Annotated in this window: 12 protein-coding genes; 4 read left to right on the forward strand and 8 right to left on the reverse strand. The window is 68.9% G+C overall.

Annotation, left to right across the window (positions count from 1 at the left end; translation table 11 throughout):
* Positions 1 to 2: 2 nt before the first annotated feature.
* A complete protein-coding gene (locus K7711_RS39210; protein WP_222976550.1) occupies positions 3 to 1,790 on the reverse strand; it encodes a DEAD/DEAH box helicase in 1,788 nt (595 codons plus the stop codon).
* Positions 1,791 to 1,852: 62 nt separating this feature from the next.
* On the opposite strand from K7711_RS39210, the gene K7711_RS39215 reads away from it, so the two are divergent.
* Entirely contained in the window at positions 1,853 to 2,752 is a 900-nt protein-coding gene (locus tag K7711_RS39215) for a carbon-nitrogen hydrolase family protein (protein ID WP_222976552.1), read from the forward strand.
* A gap of 8 nt (positions 2,753 to 2,760) precedes the next feature.
* Positions 2,761 to 3,459: a phosphoribosyltransferase gene (locus K7711_RS39220; RefSeq protein WP_222976554.1), complete on the forward strand. Its 699-nt coding sequence runs from the start codon at positions 2,761 to 2,763 to the stop codon at positions 3,457 to 3,459.
* Here K7711_RS39220 and K7711_RS39225 read toward each other — a convergent pair.
* The 4 genes from K7711_RS39225 to K7711_RS39240 are packed head-to-tail and all read right to left on the reverse strand — an operon-like array spanning position 3,403 to position 6,599.
* Positions 3,403 to 4,161 carry an ESX secretion-associated protein EspG gene (locus tag K7711_RS39225; RefSeq protein ID WP_222976556.1) on the reverse strand — a complete coding sequence of 253 codons (759 nt, stop codon included), beginning with the start codon at positions 4,159 to 4,161 and terminating at the stop codon, positions 3,403 to 3,405. The two genes, K7711_RS39220 and K7711_RS39225, sit on opposite strands and share 57 nt — an antisense overlap.
* Positions 4,162 to 4,206: 45 nt before the next feature.
* On the reverse strand, positions 4,207 to 5,541 hold the full coding sequence (locus K7711_RS39230) for a WXG100 family type VII secretion target (protein ID WP_222976558.1): 1,335 nt from the start codon (positions 5,539 to 5,541) through the stop codon (positions 4,207 to 4,209).
* Positions 5,534 to 5,944, reverse strand: a complete 411-nt coding sequence (locus K7711_RS39235; RefSeq protein WP_308015147.1) for a hypothetical protein — start codon at positions 5,942 to 5,944, stop codon at positions 5,534 to 5,536. Before K7711_RS39235 ends, K7711_RS39230 begins: the two co-directional genes overlap by 8 nt.
* Before the next feature lie 19 nt (positions 5,945 to 5,963).
* Complete coding sequence (locus K7711_RS39240) at positions 5,964 to 6,599, reverse strand: alpha/beta hydrolase (protein ID WP_222976560.1); 636 nt, start codon at positions 6,597 to 6,599, stop codon at positions 5,964 to 5,966.
* A gap of 288 nt (positions 6,600 to 6,887) precedes the next feature.
* Here K7711_RS39240 and K7711_RS39245 point away from each other — a divergent pair, with 288 nt between their 5' ends.
* Positions 6,888 to 10,427, forward strand: a complete 3,540-nt coding sequence (locus K7711_RS39245) for a bifunctional RecB family nuclease/DEAD/DEAH box helicase (RefSeq protein WP_222976562.1) — start codon at positions 6,888 to 6,890, stop codon at positions 10,425 to 10,427.
* Positions 10,428 to 10,466: 39 nt separating this feature from the next.
* Here K7711_RS39245 and K7711_RS39250 read toward each other — a convergent pair whose 3' ends face one another.
* Both K7711_RS39250 and K7711_RS39255 read right to left on the reverse strand, forming a co-directional pair.
* Complete coding sequence (locus tag K7711_RS39250) at positions 10,467 to 11,642, reverse strand: alanine racemase (protein WP_372460233.1); 1,176 nt, start codon at positions 11,640 to 11,642, stop codon at positions 10,467 to 10,469.
* A gap of 76 nt (positions 11,643 to 11,718) precedes the next feature.
* Positions 11,719 to 12,198, reverse strand: coding sequence for a TetR family transcriptional regulator (locus K7711_RS39255; RefSeq protein WP_235748469.1), 480 nt, complete (start codon positions 12,196 to 12,198; stop codon positions 11,719 to 11,721).
* A 396-nt stretch (positions 12,199 to 12,594) separates the two neighbouring features.
* Between K7711_RS39255 and K7711_RS39260 the strand changes: the two genes are divergently transcribed.
* The gene (locus K7711_RS39260) at positions 12,595 to 13,341 is read left to right on the forward strand and encodes a tyrosine-protein phosphatase (RefSeq protein ID WP_222976566.1); all 747 of its coding nucleotides are present in this window, start codon (positions 12,595 to 12,597) and stop codon (positions 13,339 to 13,341) included.
* 13 nt (positions 13,342 to 13,354) lie between these two features.
* On the opposite strand, the gene K7711_RS39265 is transcribed toward K7711_RS39260, so the two are convergent.
* Positions 13,355 to 14,374, reverse strand: a complete 1,020-nt coding sequence (locus tag K7711_RS39265; RefSeq protein ID WP_222976568.1) for a glutathione S-transferase family protein — start codon at positions 14,372 to 14,374, stop codon at positions 13,355 to 13,357.
* Positions 14,375 to 14,411 lie beyond the last annotated feature (37 nt).

Below are 14,411 nucleotides of genomic sequence, written 5' to 3' on the forward strand. Positions count from 1 at the left end.
CGCTAGGTACGCGGCTTGCGGCGGTCGAAGCGCTTGGGCTCGCGGCGGGGGCCGCGGGTCAGGGAACGGTGTCCGGGCGGGCCCTGGTCGGGTTGTAACTGGATGAGGATGCCGCTGATTCTGGTGCGGCGCAATGCTTCCAGAGTCTCCGGGGACAGGTCGGCCGGTAGCTCGACGAGGCTGTGATCGGGCCGGATGCTGATGTGGCCGAAATCGCTGCGGCGCAGGCCGCCCTCGTTGGCGATGGCGCCGACGATCGCACCGGGCACCACGCGGTGGCGCTTGCCCACGGCGATCCGGTAGGTCACCATGTCCGCGCCGGTGCTGCGATGCTTGCTCGGCCCGGCCGGGCGGCGGTCCTCACGCTCGTCGAACTTGCGCGGGGCCCGTTCGCGCCGTTGCTTTTCCGGCTCCGGCTCGGGTTCCATGAAGAAGTTGTCACCGTCGTTCGACGCGACCGCCAGGGCGGCGGCGATATCGACCAGCGGGATGTTGTGCTCGGCCTCGTAGTCCTCGATCAGCTTGCGGAACAAGGCCAGATTGTCCGAGGACAGATTCTCGGTGATGGCGTCCTGGAACTTCACCACCCGCTGCGCGTTCACATCGTCCACGCTGGGCAGCTGCATCTCGGTCAGCGGCTGGCGGGTGGCGCGCTCGATCGCATCGAGCAGGCGGCGCTCGCGCGGCGCGACGAACAGCAACGCCTCACCCGTGCGGCCGGCGCGACCGGTGCGTCCGATGCGGTGCACATAGGACTCGGTGTCGTGCGGGATGTCGTAGTTGAGCACATGCGAGATGCGATCCACGTCCAAGCCGCGCGCGGCCACATCGGTGGCGACCAGAATGTCCACCGCACCGGATTTGAGCTGTCCGATGGTGCGCTCACGCTGATTCTGCGCGATGTCACCGTTGATCGCGGCCGCCGAATAACCGCGCGAGCGCAGCTTCTCGGCCAACTCCTCGGTGGCCTGCTTGGTGCGCACGAAGATGATCATCGCCTCGAAGGATTCGACCTCGAGGATGCGGGTGAGCGCATCGAGCTTGCGCTGATAGGACACGTGCACCCAGCGCTGGGTGATATTGCTGGCGGTGGCCGTCTTGGCCTTGACCGTGATCTCCACCGGATCGTGCAGATACTGCTTGGAGATCTTGCGGATCGCCGTCGGCATCGTCGCCGAGAACAACGCGACCTGCTTCTCGGCGGGCGTATCGCGCAGGATGCGTTCCACATCCTCCTGGAAGCCCATCTTCAGCATCTCGTCGGCCTCGTCGAGCACCAGATACTGCAGCTGCGACAGATCCAGCGTGCCGCGCTCGAGGTGATCGATGACACGGCCCGGCGTACCGACGACGACCTGCGCGCCGCGCCGCAGCCCGGACAACTGCACCGCGTAGTTCTGGCCGCCGTAGATCGGCAGCACGTGCACACCCGGCAGATGCGCGGAGTACTTACCGAACGCCTCGGCCACCTGGATCGCCAGCTCGCGGGTCGGCGCCAGCACCAGCGCACGCGGGCTCTTGGACGGGCGGCCCTCCGCGTTGGCCAGACCCATCAGGATCGGGATCGCGAAGGCGGCGGTCTTACCGGTGCCGGTCTGCGCCAGGCCCACCACATCGGCCCCCGAGATCAGCGGGGGAATCGTGGCGGCCTGGATCGGCGACGGCGACTCATAGCCGACGTCGGCGATGGCCGACAGAATGCGGTCATCGATGCCGAGATCGGCGAAGGACGGGTCGGCGGCGTCCCTCTCGTCGGACTGGGAATCGCTGTCGACCTCTGAGGTATTCATTGACCAGCAGTTTACTGCGTGCTGGTGGTCACCCCGACCATCGGCCCAATACGGTGAGACGTATGCAACCGCAGCAGCCGCCCGTGCCGCCCGTCACCGTCACCGCCGCAGACCCCGCGGCGCGACCGACCAGCAGCTCCGATGCCTCGCCGCCGGCGAAGGCACTCGACGTCGCGGTGGTGCAGTTCGACCCCTACACCGACAAGGACGCCAATCTGGCGATGCTGCGCGAGCACGTGCGCGCCGCCGCCGAACGCGGCGCGCGGGTCGTGGTCGCCCCGGAGTATTCGATGTTCGCGGTGACCCGGCTGGATCAGCGGGTGATCGACGCGGCCGAACCGCTCACCGGACGATACGTCACCGGGCTGCGCGGACTGGCCGCCGAATTCGGCGTGCACCTGGTCGCGGGTGTGGTCGAGGCGGGCGGACCGTCCGGCCTGGTCTACAACACACTGGTCGCCGCCGCACCCGACGCCGAATTCGCGGCCGTCTACCGCAAGGTGCACCTCTACGACGCATTCGGCTTCCGCGAATCGGACATCGTCCTGCCGGGCCCGATCACCGAACCGGCGACGTTCACCGCGGACGGCGTCGTATTCGGCCTGCAGACCTGCTTCGATCTGCGTTTTCCGGAGGGGTTCCGGCGGCTGGCCGCGGCCGGTGCGCAGGTGCTCCTGCTGCCCGCGCAATGGATTCCGGGACCCGACAAGGTCGAACAGTGGTCGACGCTGTTGCGGGCGCGCGCCATCGAGAACACCGCCTACGTCGCGGCCGCCGATCACGCCGCGCCGCGCGGTGCGGGCTGGTCGATGATCGTCGATCCGACGGGCATGGTGCTCGCCGAACTCGGCGAGGGCACCGGATTCGCCACCGCCCGCATCGAACCCGATCACCTGGACAAGGTGCGGGCCACGAACCCGAGCCTGAACCTGCGGAGATTCGGTGTCGGCGAACTAGACTGACAGACACCATGATCTATCCCGATCGGATCGCCGCCGGTCGCTCGCTGGGTGGGTCGCTGATGCACCTGCGAGCGTCGGATCCGCTGGTGCTGGGACTTCCTCGGGGCGGAGTCCCGGTCGCGGCGGGCGTGCACGCGGTGATCGGCGGTGAGGTCGACATCCTGCTGGTCCGCAAGCTCGGAGTGCCGTGGCAGCCGGAGTTGGCGATGGGCGCGATCGGCGAGGGCGGGGCGCGGGTGATCAACGACGACGTCATCGGCCAGACCGGCGTCGGTCCCGGCCAACTGGCCGCCATCGAGGATCGCGAACGCACGGAACTCGCACGGCGACAACGGATTCTGCGCGGCGGAAAGCCACGCGTGCCGCTCACCGACCGCTGTGTGGTGATCGTGGACGACGGGATGGCCACGGGCGCCACGGTCGCGGTCGCCTGTCAGGTCGCGGATATCTGCGCGCCGCGCCGGCTCACGGTGGCGGTGCCGGTCTCCTCGATCGAGGCGCTGCGCCGGGTCGGCGAACTGGCCGACGAACTCATCTGTCCGCTGGTCCCCCGCGTGCTCGGTGGCGTCGGCGGGGCGTATCGGGATTTCCACCAGCTCACCGACGAGGAGGTCATCGACCTGCTGCGTACCTGCGCCGCGCCGGGCGAATCACCAGACTCCGGCCTCGGCGACGATGCGTTCGGCGGCGGTGAGCATCGGACGTAGCGCGGTGGTGAACGCCTCCGCGCTCGCGGGCACGATGTCGACCTCGGTGCGGGTGTGCACGGTATAGCGGCCGTCCCCGGCGACGTCGATCCAGCACAGTACGCCCAACGGGCGTAGTTCACCGTTGCTGCGGCGCGCGGAGACGATGATCTGCCCGATCCCGTCGCGCGGTTGTTTGAGCAGGCGGCGGATGCGGGCGGGAGCGGACGGCCCGGAGATCGGCACGGTGACCAGATCGCGACTGTCCTCGCGGACCCGGCCCACCGGGGCACTGTAGCGTGGCCCGGTGCCCGCGACGTTCTCCGGAAGCATCGAGATCACCCGGGGTGCAAGGGATTTCGGATTACCGACGAACAGCCGGATATCCGAACCGCGGTCCGGCAACTCACCCGCACGCTGCGCGGCCACCACGGTGACATGTCCGGAGCCCGCGCCGAGCACCCGCACCGGCGGCGCGTCGGGTTCGGGCCCCTGCCTGCCGAACACCTCCACCCGCACGTCGGGGCGGGCCAACACCCGCAACGCCCCTTCCAGATCGGGATCGAGTGTGCGCGAACACCATTCGTTCAATTCGGGCAGTTGTGCGGCACGTTCACCGCTGTCGCGAGCGGACAGTCGAACGGCGAGCGGATACGGAATCCGGTCGCCGTCGGTGCGCTCCCAGGCCAGTGCGAACTGGTCGGGCGTGAGCGTCCATTTCACCGGCGGCGGCCCACCACGGATTCGATTACCGACGCGATTGTCGGCTCACTCCTCATCGTCGACCCACTCGCCGACCACCGGCGGCGTGGTCGGGTCCAGATGCCCGACCAGCTCGGTGCCGGGTTCGGCGGGCTCGAGGAAGGTCGGATCGTCGAACTCGGGGTAGTAGTCCTCGTCGTCCTCGTACTCGTCCTCCGGAGAGCGCCGCGGCGGAGCCGGCACGGTGTTGCCCGGCCGGGTCGCGTCGCCCATGGCGAATGCGCCACCCGCGAGTCCGCCGACGATCCCGGCACCCATCCCGGACGAGACGTCACCGCCGCCGGAACCGTCACCGCTGGTGGAACCGTCGGACTGGTCCTTGCGCTTGCCGTCGCCGTCGGTGCTCTGCGGTTTCGTGGAGGTGTTCTGCGGTTTGGTCGACGTACCGCGCGGCGTGGCGGCAGCCGGAGCGGACGCTACCGCCGAAGCGGGCGCCGATGTCACGGGAGCTGCCCGATCTGCCTGCGGCGCAACGGTATTCACCGGAGTGGCGGTGGACGCGGGGTGCACGGCAGCGGGCGTCGTCGCCGCGGCGGGCGCTGTCGCCGGGGCGGTCACCGAGGCCGGTGTCACCGCGGCGGCGGCATCGGTGCGAGCCTGGTCGGGCTGCGCGGCCTGCTGCTGGGACGGCTGGTGGATGGTCGGATCCGACTGCGTCCCGGCAAGATTCGAATTCGGCCCGTGCGATGTGGTCGGGCTCGCGGTATCCACGCTGGTGCCCGGGGCGGTCACGCCGGGCTGCGGCGTGGTCTGCTGCTGCGTCGGGTACATGCCGCCGACGGGGAAGCCCGGCACGTTGTTGCCGGTCGGGATGAAGGCCCCGACATAGACCGAATTCATCACCCGCACGACATCCAGGCGGACGTTCTCCGTGGTCTTCTGCGTCTCGGCATTGGCGGCGGCATGCTTCGGATCCAGCAGTGCGGCATCGAGATCCATGGCAGCCGAAGCGGGGTGCGATACCGACGAACGCAACGTCTCGGCTGCGTCGTTGGCCTGTCCGAGACGATGTCCGACCTCGGACATCACATCGGCCAGATTCTGTCCCAGCGATTCGAACGCCTGCACGGCATTGGCGGCCAGTTGCGCGGCACTGCCGCGCCAGCCGTCGGCGATGGCCGCGCGAATCTCCGCATGTGCCTGCTGCACAGCATCGCTCATCGCGCTGCCCGAACTCTGCCAGGTCTGGCGGCCCGCGGTGAGCACCTCCGGCTTGAGCGCCATGACGCCGCGGTGGATCTCGTCGTAGGTCAGGTGGTCGAAGACTTCGACGTTCGGCGCGTAATCCGGGTCGGAGTGCGTGGTTTCGACCGTGGTGCCGTCGCCGCTGATCTTATGCATGCCCGGCCCCCACCACATCGCTGTTGGTCTTGCCCAGGGCCGCAGCGATATCGGCGTCGTGCTGGGTGTAGGCCGCGCCCGCGGTGCGCAGCGTCTGCGCGAGCTGGCGGGCAGCGTCGGCGTACTGTCGCAGATGCTCGAGTGCGTCGGCGGCCTTGCCCTCGAATCCGCGCTGCAGTGAGCCGCCGGATTCGAAACCGCCGAAGCCGGGCATCGCGGTGGCCGCGTGCAACACCTTCATCTGCGCTTCCACCTGCTCGGCCAGGGTTTCGTAGCGGCGCGCACAGCGTTCGTGGACGCCCTCGGTGACCAGTACACCGTCCATCCACAGTTCGCCGTCGTCGACCGCTTGCGTCAGGGCTGCCACATCGCTGCGCAGGTCCCCGGTCTCTTGTGATTGCACCGGTCCCCCTTTCTCGAGCTCACTCCACAGGTGTGCGCACCGCGCTCGCGACCACACCCCGTACCCACTCCGCGATGTCGGCGGTGACCCGCGCGTGCACCGGTTCGTGGAGCAAATCGTGCCCGGCATCGGTGTACTCACGCAACCCTACAGATTGTTGACGCCCGGTCCAGTCGCGAATCGGATCGATGGGTGCGCGACGATCGTCGACACCGTGCAGGGCCAGAACCGGTAGTCCTTCGGGCACAAGCGCATCGGGAGTCGCCGCACGCGTGGGAGTGCCGGTGAGCACGAGCCCGGCGCAATCGGGCAGGGCCGCACGTGCGGTCAACGCGGTGGCCGCACCGAGCGAGTGGCCCGCCACGATCAACGACGCGTCGGGCAGTTCCCGGCGGATCAGGGCGGCCAGCCTCAGCGCGTCGGCGGCGAGTTCGTCGATGGAGCCGGGCGCGGCCGGATCGCCCTCGCTCAGCCCCTGCCCCGCGGTGTCCAGCCCCCACACCTCGATGTGCTGTGCGCCCAGCGCGCGGGCGAATCGGTGATAGTGCCCGGTGTGCTGCCCCGAGCCGGGCAGCCATTCCAGTACGGCCAGCGGTTGCCGCACCGGCCAGCGCCGATAGTGCAGCCGCCCGCGCGAGCCCTCGAAAAACGGCATACCGCAATCCTTTCACCGGTCGCACCCGTCCGCGCGGCACCCCCTGCACCTGTGAAAAGCCCACCTGACCACGCGCGAGGGCCCGCGTCCCATACACTCGGGACCGGGCCTTCCGTCACGCGGGGGTGCGGGCCGGTCCCCACGGCTGGCTGCGTTTCACTTCACGTGACGACACGCGCCGCGTACGCCACGCCGTGCGACCTCGAATGATTACGCTGTTGCGCGACTCGGCACGCAACGGTGCGTCGCCCGGGGCTTCGGGTGTCCCGAGACACAGGAGGGCCACGATTGATTCTGTTCGGTGATCGCGTCGTGTGCAGCACCAGTGACCTGGTGGAAGCGGCGCGCTGCGAGTTCGCGCTGCTGCGCGCGCTCGATGCCGAACTGGGCCTGGTGCCGCCGGTTGCGGGCACCGGGTCATCGCCCGATTCGCTGTTCCTGACCGACATCCGTGCGGTGGACGCCGAACTCGACAGCCTCCCGGCCCGCCTGGCCGACGCGGGGGTCCGCATCGATCCGTCCGCTGGAGACGACCCCGCCGCGATGGTCGCCGCCCTGGATCGCGCCGATCGACGGACGGTTGCCGCCCTGCGCGCCGGCGCGCCGGTGATCGCCGGCGCACGGTTCTTCGACGGCGAGTTCACCACCGGTTGTGCCCTGCTGGTCCGAGGCGAACACGAGGAACCCCGCCCTGCCTCGACGGTCCTCGACGACAACGACGATTCCGTGGTCGACGGCGACGCCCTGGGCGCGAACATGATCGCCACGAACGGACCGTCCGCGCAACTCTCCCCGGGCATGCACATGTCCACCACCGGGCAGTTCCCGGTAGGCGTGAGCCCGAATACCGCACGCGCTGCCGAGGACCCGCCGCGCGGCGCGACAGCCGATCCGCTGGAATACACGTACTCGATCCACGGCGTGGCAGGTTCGAACTCCCCCATCGGCGCGCTGATCGAACTGGCGGGCTGCGCAGATGCGATGCAGCAGCGGGGTTTCCGGGTGGATCCGCGCCTGCGGCTGCGACTGTCCGACGGCTCGGAGATGATCCACGACCTGGACACCGCCGCCGCGGTGTTCCGGGCCCGGCGCGCACGGCTGGCCACGATCCTGGCCGGGAAACAGAACGAACTGCTGCATGTGCAGTGGGGCGATCGCCGCTATCTGGCCTGCGGACACTGCCCGACCTGCACCGCGGAACTGGTGGCCGGTCGCGATCTGCTGCTGGTGGCCGGTATGCGCCCGGGGGTGCGGGCGCAGTTGCGCGATGCCGGTATCACCACCGTCGATCGCCTCGCGGCCGCCGATTCCGCGGTCACCGGCGTTGCGGCACATACCTTTTCCGCGCTGTCCCGACAGGCCGAGGTACAGCTGCAGCACGAGCGCACCGGCGCGGCGGTCTATACGGTGACCGATGCGGGGGCACTGGGTGCGCTGCCGCTCCCCTCGCCCGGTGACGTCTTCCTGGCCGTGACGGACACGCCCGCCACGGCGGTGGGCGTCGGCGTGGCCCCGGCCCATCACTCCGAGAGCGGCGAGGATCCGGTGGTGCTGTTCCACGCCTTCGCCATCGCCGGAACGGATTCGGCCGACGAGGGTTTCGACGCCGCCGACGAGACGCCCGATCTGCTGGAATATCTCCTGGACCGCCAGGAGCACCACCCGGGTATGCGGATCTACCACTACCGTTCGCCGGTCCGGCAGTTGCTGGCCCGACTGTGCGTCCGGTACGGCGCGGATGAGCAGATCATCGATGACCTGCTCGGATCCCTGGTGGACCTGTACCCGATCCTGCGCTCCGCGCTGATCATCGGGCAGCGTTCCTATCGGCTGACCGATCTGGCCGAGTTGTTCGACGCGGGGACCGAAATCCGTTGTGAGGCACTCGAATCGGAGTGCGCGCATACTTTGCGGCTGCGCGAGTGGCTGCGCGGGCTGGCCGCCGAGCACGGTGTTCGCCCCGCCGCACAGGCCCCTCGCCCGGAGACCGAACCGCTGCCCGCGGTCGAGGCGGCCCTGCGCGAATTCGCCTTCGACTTCGACGAATCCCGCAGCGCCGCACAGCGGGCCGCGGCGCTGACCGCCGCGACCCTGGCCTATCACCGCCGCGAGCGGCAGCCGCTGCACTGGGCACACGAGGATCGCCTGCGGCGGCCGATCGCCGAATGGGAGGACGCTCCGGGTGTGCTCATCGCGGACTGGGGCACCGTGGACACCAAGTGGCACAGCACCGGTGACCTGCCGATGCGTCGCTACCTCACGCTGACCGGACGTCTGGGCACCGGTGCCGCACCACGTCCCGGGACGCCGGTGCTCACCGTCTACGACCGGCCGGTCCCCGGGATGACCAGCTCCCCCGGCCGCCGCACCACCGCGCAGGCCACCATCCTGGGCTGTTCGCTGGATGCCAATTTCGACGACGCCCTACGGGTCGAGGAGTTGCTGCCGCAGGGCTGCGAACCCTACGACGAGCTCCCGGTCGCGATCGTGCCGGGCCCGCCCGGCCAGGACGAGAACATCGCGGACGCACTCGAATCCGCGGCGCACGAGCTGCTGGTGAGCCTGCCCGAGGTGCCCGCGACAGCCGCGTTCGACCTGCTGCTGCGGCGTCGGCCGCGCCTGCGTTCGGGTGCGGCGCTGCCCGAGGTGTTCGGCGATCACGCCGCGGCCGTCACCGCGGCGGTGCTCGATCTGGACGATTCCTATGTCGCGGTGCAGGGGCCGTCGGGGACCGGCAAGACCGATACCGCCGCCCGCGTGGTGGAGCGGCTGGTCACCCGGTACAAGTGGCGCGTCGGAGTGGTCGCCCGGTCGCACTGGGCGGTCGAGCAGGTCTTGGACGCGCTCGTGCGGGTCGGCGTACTGCCGGAACTGGTCGCCAAATCCGAGACCCACGCGGTGGCCCCGGAATGGCTGACCATCGAGCCGGGCCGTTACCCGCGTTTCCTGGACAACGCCGTCAACGGCTGCGTGATCGGCGGTCTGCCAGGCGATTTCGCCGACGCCGCGCAGGTGCCGCCCGGCGCGCTGGATCTGCTGCTGATCGTCGATGCCGGGCATTTCTCGCTCGCCGATGCGATCGCGGTCTCGGGCAGCGCGCACAATCTGCTGCTACTCGGCGATCCGGCCCCGCTGCCCGGACACGGCATTCATCCCGAGCCGGTGCACGATTCGACGCTGGGGCGTCTGCTCGGCGAATTGCCCACGCTGCCGGTCGAATTCGGCTACTTCCTGGATCGCACCTGGCGGATGCATCCGCAGCTGTGCGGGCCGGTATCCCGGCTGCGGTACGGCGGGCGGCTACGTTCGAGCGAAACCGTCACTCTCGCACGCGATCTCGAAGGCGTCGCGCCGGGTGTGCGCACCAAGCCGATCGAACATCACGGCAACAGCACCGAATCCGCCGAGGAGGCCCGCGAGATCGTCCGCCGGGTGCGGAATCTGCTGGGTCTGCCGTGGCATCAGGGCGCGGTGACCCGACGCCTGCATCCGCACGACATCCTGGTCGTCACCCCGTATCACGCGCAGGTCGCGCGCATCCGCACCCTGCTGTCCCGGGCCCGCATCGAGGACGTCCTGGTCGGCACTCCCGAACGCCTGGCCGGCCGGGAGGCCGCGGTGGTGCTGATCTCCATGACCACCTCCTCCCCCAGCGACGCCCCGCACGGCATCCACACCCTGCTGTCCCGCCACTGGATCACCACAGCCGTCTCGCGCGCCATGTGGACCGCCGTCATCGTCCACTCGGCCCTGCTCACCGAGTACCTCCCGGACACTCCGGAACAGGTCACCGATCTGGCCGCTTTCCTGGAACTCGCCCGGTCCTAGCGAGCACACCGCCGGGGCAACCGATTTCGGCCGTAGCCCTCAGCCGAAGTTCTGTCCCTCGCCTCGGTAGGTGGGGACGGTAGTGCGAGTGCCGTCGGCGGCGACGATCTGCAGGGTGTCGAAACGTTCGCACAGTTCGCCAGCCTTGGCGTGACGGAACCAGACGCGGTCGCCGATCGCCAGCTCACCGGCTCCGGCGAGCGGGGTCTGGACCTCACCCGCACCTTCGGTGCCGATGAGGCGTAATCCGCTGGGCCACACGGGCTTCGGCACGCGGAACTTACCGGCCGGACCGGAGGCGATGTAGCCGCCGGAGAAGACCGTGGCGATATCGCGCGCGGGGCGGCGCAGCACCGGCTCGGCGAAGTACAGGGCCGGACGCGGAGTGAAGCTGCGGTATCCGTCGAACAGCGTCGGCACGTACAGTCCGGAACCGGAGGTCACCTCGGTGACGCCGGGTGAGGAGACGCTCACCTCGATCGAACCGCTGCCGCCGCTGTTCACGATCTGCAGATCACCCACCACGGACCGGACCGCGTCCAGCACCTTGGCGCGGCGGGTGGCGATCTCCGCGGCCGAGAGCTGTTTCACCAGGCGCACAGCGGGATTCGTATCGGGCAGGCCCGCGATCTGCGCCTCGTACGTCATCACCCCGACGACCTCGAAGCCGCGATCGAGTGCCGCACGAGCCAGGCGCGCGGCCTGGTCCGGGGTGCGGATCGGCGAGCGGCGCACACCGAGATGCAGCGGGCCGATCCGCAGCGAGGCGTCCACGTCCAGGCAGATGCGCGGACGCACCCGGTCGGTGCCGACGGCGGTTTTGATCAGCTCGAGCTGTGCGGTGTCGTCGACCATGAGCGTGACCGATTCGCGCAGCAGATCGTCCTCGCCGAGTTCGGCGAGCGCGGCGCGATGGACGCTCGGATATCCCAGGAGAACGTCCCGGGCGCCCTGCCGGACCAGCCAGATCGCCTCGGGCAGTGAATAACCCATGATTCCGGAGAATCCGCCGGACGCGGTCAGGCCGGAGCCGAGCACTTCCTCCAGGATCGCGCGGCAACGCACCGATTTACTGGCCACGCGGATCGGCACACCCGCCGCGCGGCGGACCAGATCCGCGGCGTTCGCTTGTAATGCGGCCTGATCCAGCGCGGCCAGAGGCGGATCGAGGTCGGCGGTGGCCGCATGCAGCCCGGCGATGGACACGTCTGTCACATACTCCACTGAACCATGAAACTGGACATACGTCCAGTTAAGTGGCAGCGCACATCCGGACCCCTCGCGGCAGTGACTACTTGTCCACGGCCTTGGTGGACAGACTCGACACCAGATCGTCGAGCACTACCACGGTCGTCTCGTCGTCACAGTCGGCGAGCCAGCGCAGCACCGTGCCCTGCACCACCGCGACGGCGTAGGCCGCGATCGCCTCCACCGGCTCGATCCACTCGGTCCCGGACCGCTCCGCGCACAGCCGCAGAAACGCCGTGACCTCGGCTTCCTGATTCTGGAACAAGGCGACCGCCGACTGGTCGACCGCACATTCGCCCTGCCCGTCCCACCGGCGTCGCAATGCCGCGATGGTGGCCTCGTAGATGCGCACCTGACGTTCCGGCGCGGCCGTGATCGCGGGCCACAACGCACTCACCCCGGCATGCAACAGCACCCGCAGCGCACGCGTACCGGAAAAGTCGAGCTCGGCACACGCCCGTTCCACCGCATCGGCGAGCGCCGGCCTGGGCCGGAGCTCGATCATCTCTCCACTAGCGCTCAACGAAGACTCCCTTGGGCAAATTGAACACACGCGCCTCGCCTGCGCGGGCCGCTCAACGGGTTACGGATCCTCGCTGATCGGACCGGACCCGTGCCCGGTCGACCCGTTCAACCTTCCTCAATATAGAAGGTTTCCAGGGGTGGCGACCGAGTTCAGCGCGGTTTTACGGACTGACGGAATGTTTTGTTACCCCCTTGGAACCAGGCTGCGATCCAATGGACATCAGTCCCATCATCCCGCCGGAAAATGAGACGAGTCGGTGATCGGGCCGAAGTTCCAGTGAACCACGGATTCGGCTCCGAATCTCTGTGGCGGATCCCACATGCCCCCGGAGATTCGCCGGTTCGATCAATGAACGACACCCAGGGGCAACCGGCCCGACCGTAGCCTTGACAGATGAATACCGCGCGTCCAGACCACTTCCTGATCTCCGGTACCTTCAACTACCGCGACGTGGGTCGACTTCACACGGCGCGCGGACGCAAACTACGCAGCGGGGTGCTGTTGCGCTCGGCACATCTGTGCCGGGTCGACGCGCAGGGCCGGGAAACATTGCGTGAACTCGGTGTCCGCACCGTCCACGACCTGCGCGGACCACAGGAGATCGACCATCTGGGCGCCGATGTCCTGCCCGAGGGCGTGCGCCTGCGGCTGACCCCGTTCGACTCGGCCATCGGCGGACAGCCGCCGCACGAGGCGGCCGCGGAGCGCGACGGACTCGCCGAGATGCTCGAGGTCTACCGATCGTTCCCCGGCATGTCCGAGGCGCATCTGGCCCTGCTGGCCATCGCCGAATCGATCCTGCGCGGTGACGGCGCGGTGCTGGTGCACTGCGCAGCGGGCAAGGATCGCACCGGCTGGGCGATCGCCACCCTGCTGCGCGCGATCGGTGTGGCCGAAGCCGACATCCTGGCCGACTTCCTGCTCAGCAATCATGCGGCCGAGGCCCTGGCTGCCGATGTGCACCACAATTCCGGTGGCCGCCTTCGCCTTCCGCCCGAGGTGCTGGGCGTCCGACCGGAATACCTCGCCGCCGGCACGGATTCGATGCACGACCTGCACACCGACCTGAACGGCTACTTCACCGCCATCGGCCTCACCGAGGACGTGCGCACCCGGCTGAGCGAGCGACTGCTCGAGTGAGCCGGCGATCGGCTCAGATCGCGAACTGGTCCGGAACCTGCTCGGCGGGTCGCGGCGGGGGCGGTGGGGTGCCGTCGCCGAACGGGGTGCCGGGCAGGCTCTCGCGGCCGTGCGGGGTGAGCCAGCCGGACAGCGCGGGGCCCTTGGGCACGATCCCAGTGGGATTGATGTCGGTGTGAACCATGTAGTAGTGCTGTTTGATCTGAGTGAAGTCGGTGGTGTCGCCGAAACCCGGGGTCTGGAACAGATCGCGGGCGTAGGCCCACAACACCGGCATCTCGGTCAGCTTGGTCCGATTGCATTTGAAATGCCCGTGGTAGACCGCATCGAAGCGAGCCAGTGTGGTGAACAACCGCACATCCGCCTCGGTGATGGCCTCGCCGACCAGATAGCGCCGGTCGGACAGCCGTTCGGAAAGCCAATCGAGCGCGGTGAACAGCCGGTCGTAGGCCGCATTGTAAGAGTCCTGGTCACCGGCGAACCCGCACCGGTAGACGCCGTTGTTGACCTCGGTGTAGACGCGCCGGTTCACCTCGTCGATCTCGGCGCGCAGTGCTTCGGGATACAGCTGCGGCGCACCCGGCCGGTGATACCGCGCCCACTCGGTGGAGAAGTCGAGGGTGATCTGCGCGTAGTCGTTGGTGGCGACCTGCCCGGTCGGCACATCCACCACCGCGGGCACCGTGATACCGCGGGGATAGTCCGGGAAACGCGCCAGATACGCATCGCGCAGGAAGTGCACGCCCAGCACCGGGTCGACACCGCCCGGATCCAGATCGAAGGTCCAGCTGCGCTGGTCGTGCGTGGGACCGCACAACCCCAGCGAGAGCACATCCTCGAGGCCCAGCAGTCGTCGCACGATCAACGTCCGATTCGCCCACGGGCATGCCCGCGCCGCGACCAGCCGATAACGGCCCGGCTCGACCGGATACCCGTCGCGGCCGTCGGCCGTGATGCGGGTGGTGATGTAGTTGGTGTCCCGCTCGTATCCGCCGGGCTCGATATAACCGGCCGTCTCGGAAGTGCCGCTCATACCCCGAGTCTGGCAGATCGCACCGGGCCCCTCTCCC

The organism is Nocardia coffeae, assembly GCF_019890715.1.
GTDB lineage: Bacteria > Actinomycetota > Actinomycetes > Mycobacteriales > Mycobacteriaceae > Nocardia > Nocardia jiangxiensis.

What these genes read in the sequence shown, in the direction of transcription:
- K7711_RS39210 (WP_222976550.1), bottom strand. Translation starts at nt 1,790, where the DNA reads ATGAATACCTCAGAGGTCGACAGCGATTCCCAGTCCGACGAGAGGGAC.
- K7711_RS39215 (WP_222976552.1), top strand. Translation starts at nt 1,853, where the DNA reads ATGCAACCGCAGCAGCCGCCCGTGCCGCCCGTCACCGTCACCGCCGCA.
- K7711_RS39220 (WP_222976554.1), top strand. Translation starts at nt 2,761, where the DNA reads ATGATCTATCCCGATCGGATCGCCGCCGGTCGCTCGCTGGGTGGGTCG.
- K7711_RS39230 (WP_222976558.1), bottom strand. Translation starts at nt 5,541, where the DNA reads ATGCATAAGATCAGCGGCGACGGCACCACGGTCGAAACCACGCACTCC.
- K7711_RS39240 (WP_222976560.1), bottom strand. Translation starts at nt 6,599, where the DNA reads ATGCCGTTTTTCGAGGGCTCGCGCGGGCGGCTGCACTATCGGCGCTGG.
- K7711_RS39260 (WP_222976566.1), top strand. Translation starts at nt 12,595, where the DNA reads ATGAATACCGCGCGTCCAGACCACTTCCTGATCTCCGGTACCTTCAAC.
- K7711_RS39265 (WP_222976568.1), bottom strand. Translation starts at nt 14,374, where the DNA reads ATGAGCGGCACTTCCGAGACGGCCGGTTATATCGAGCCCGGCGGATAC.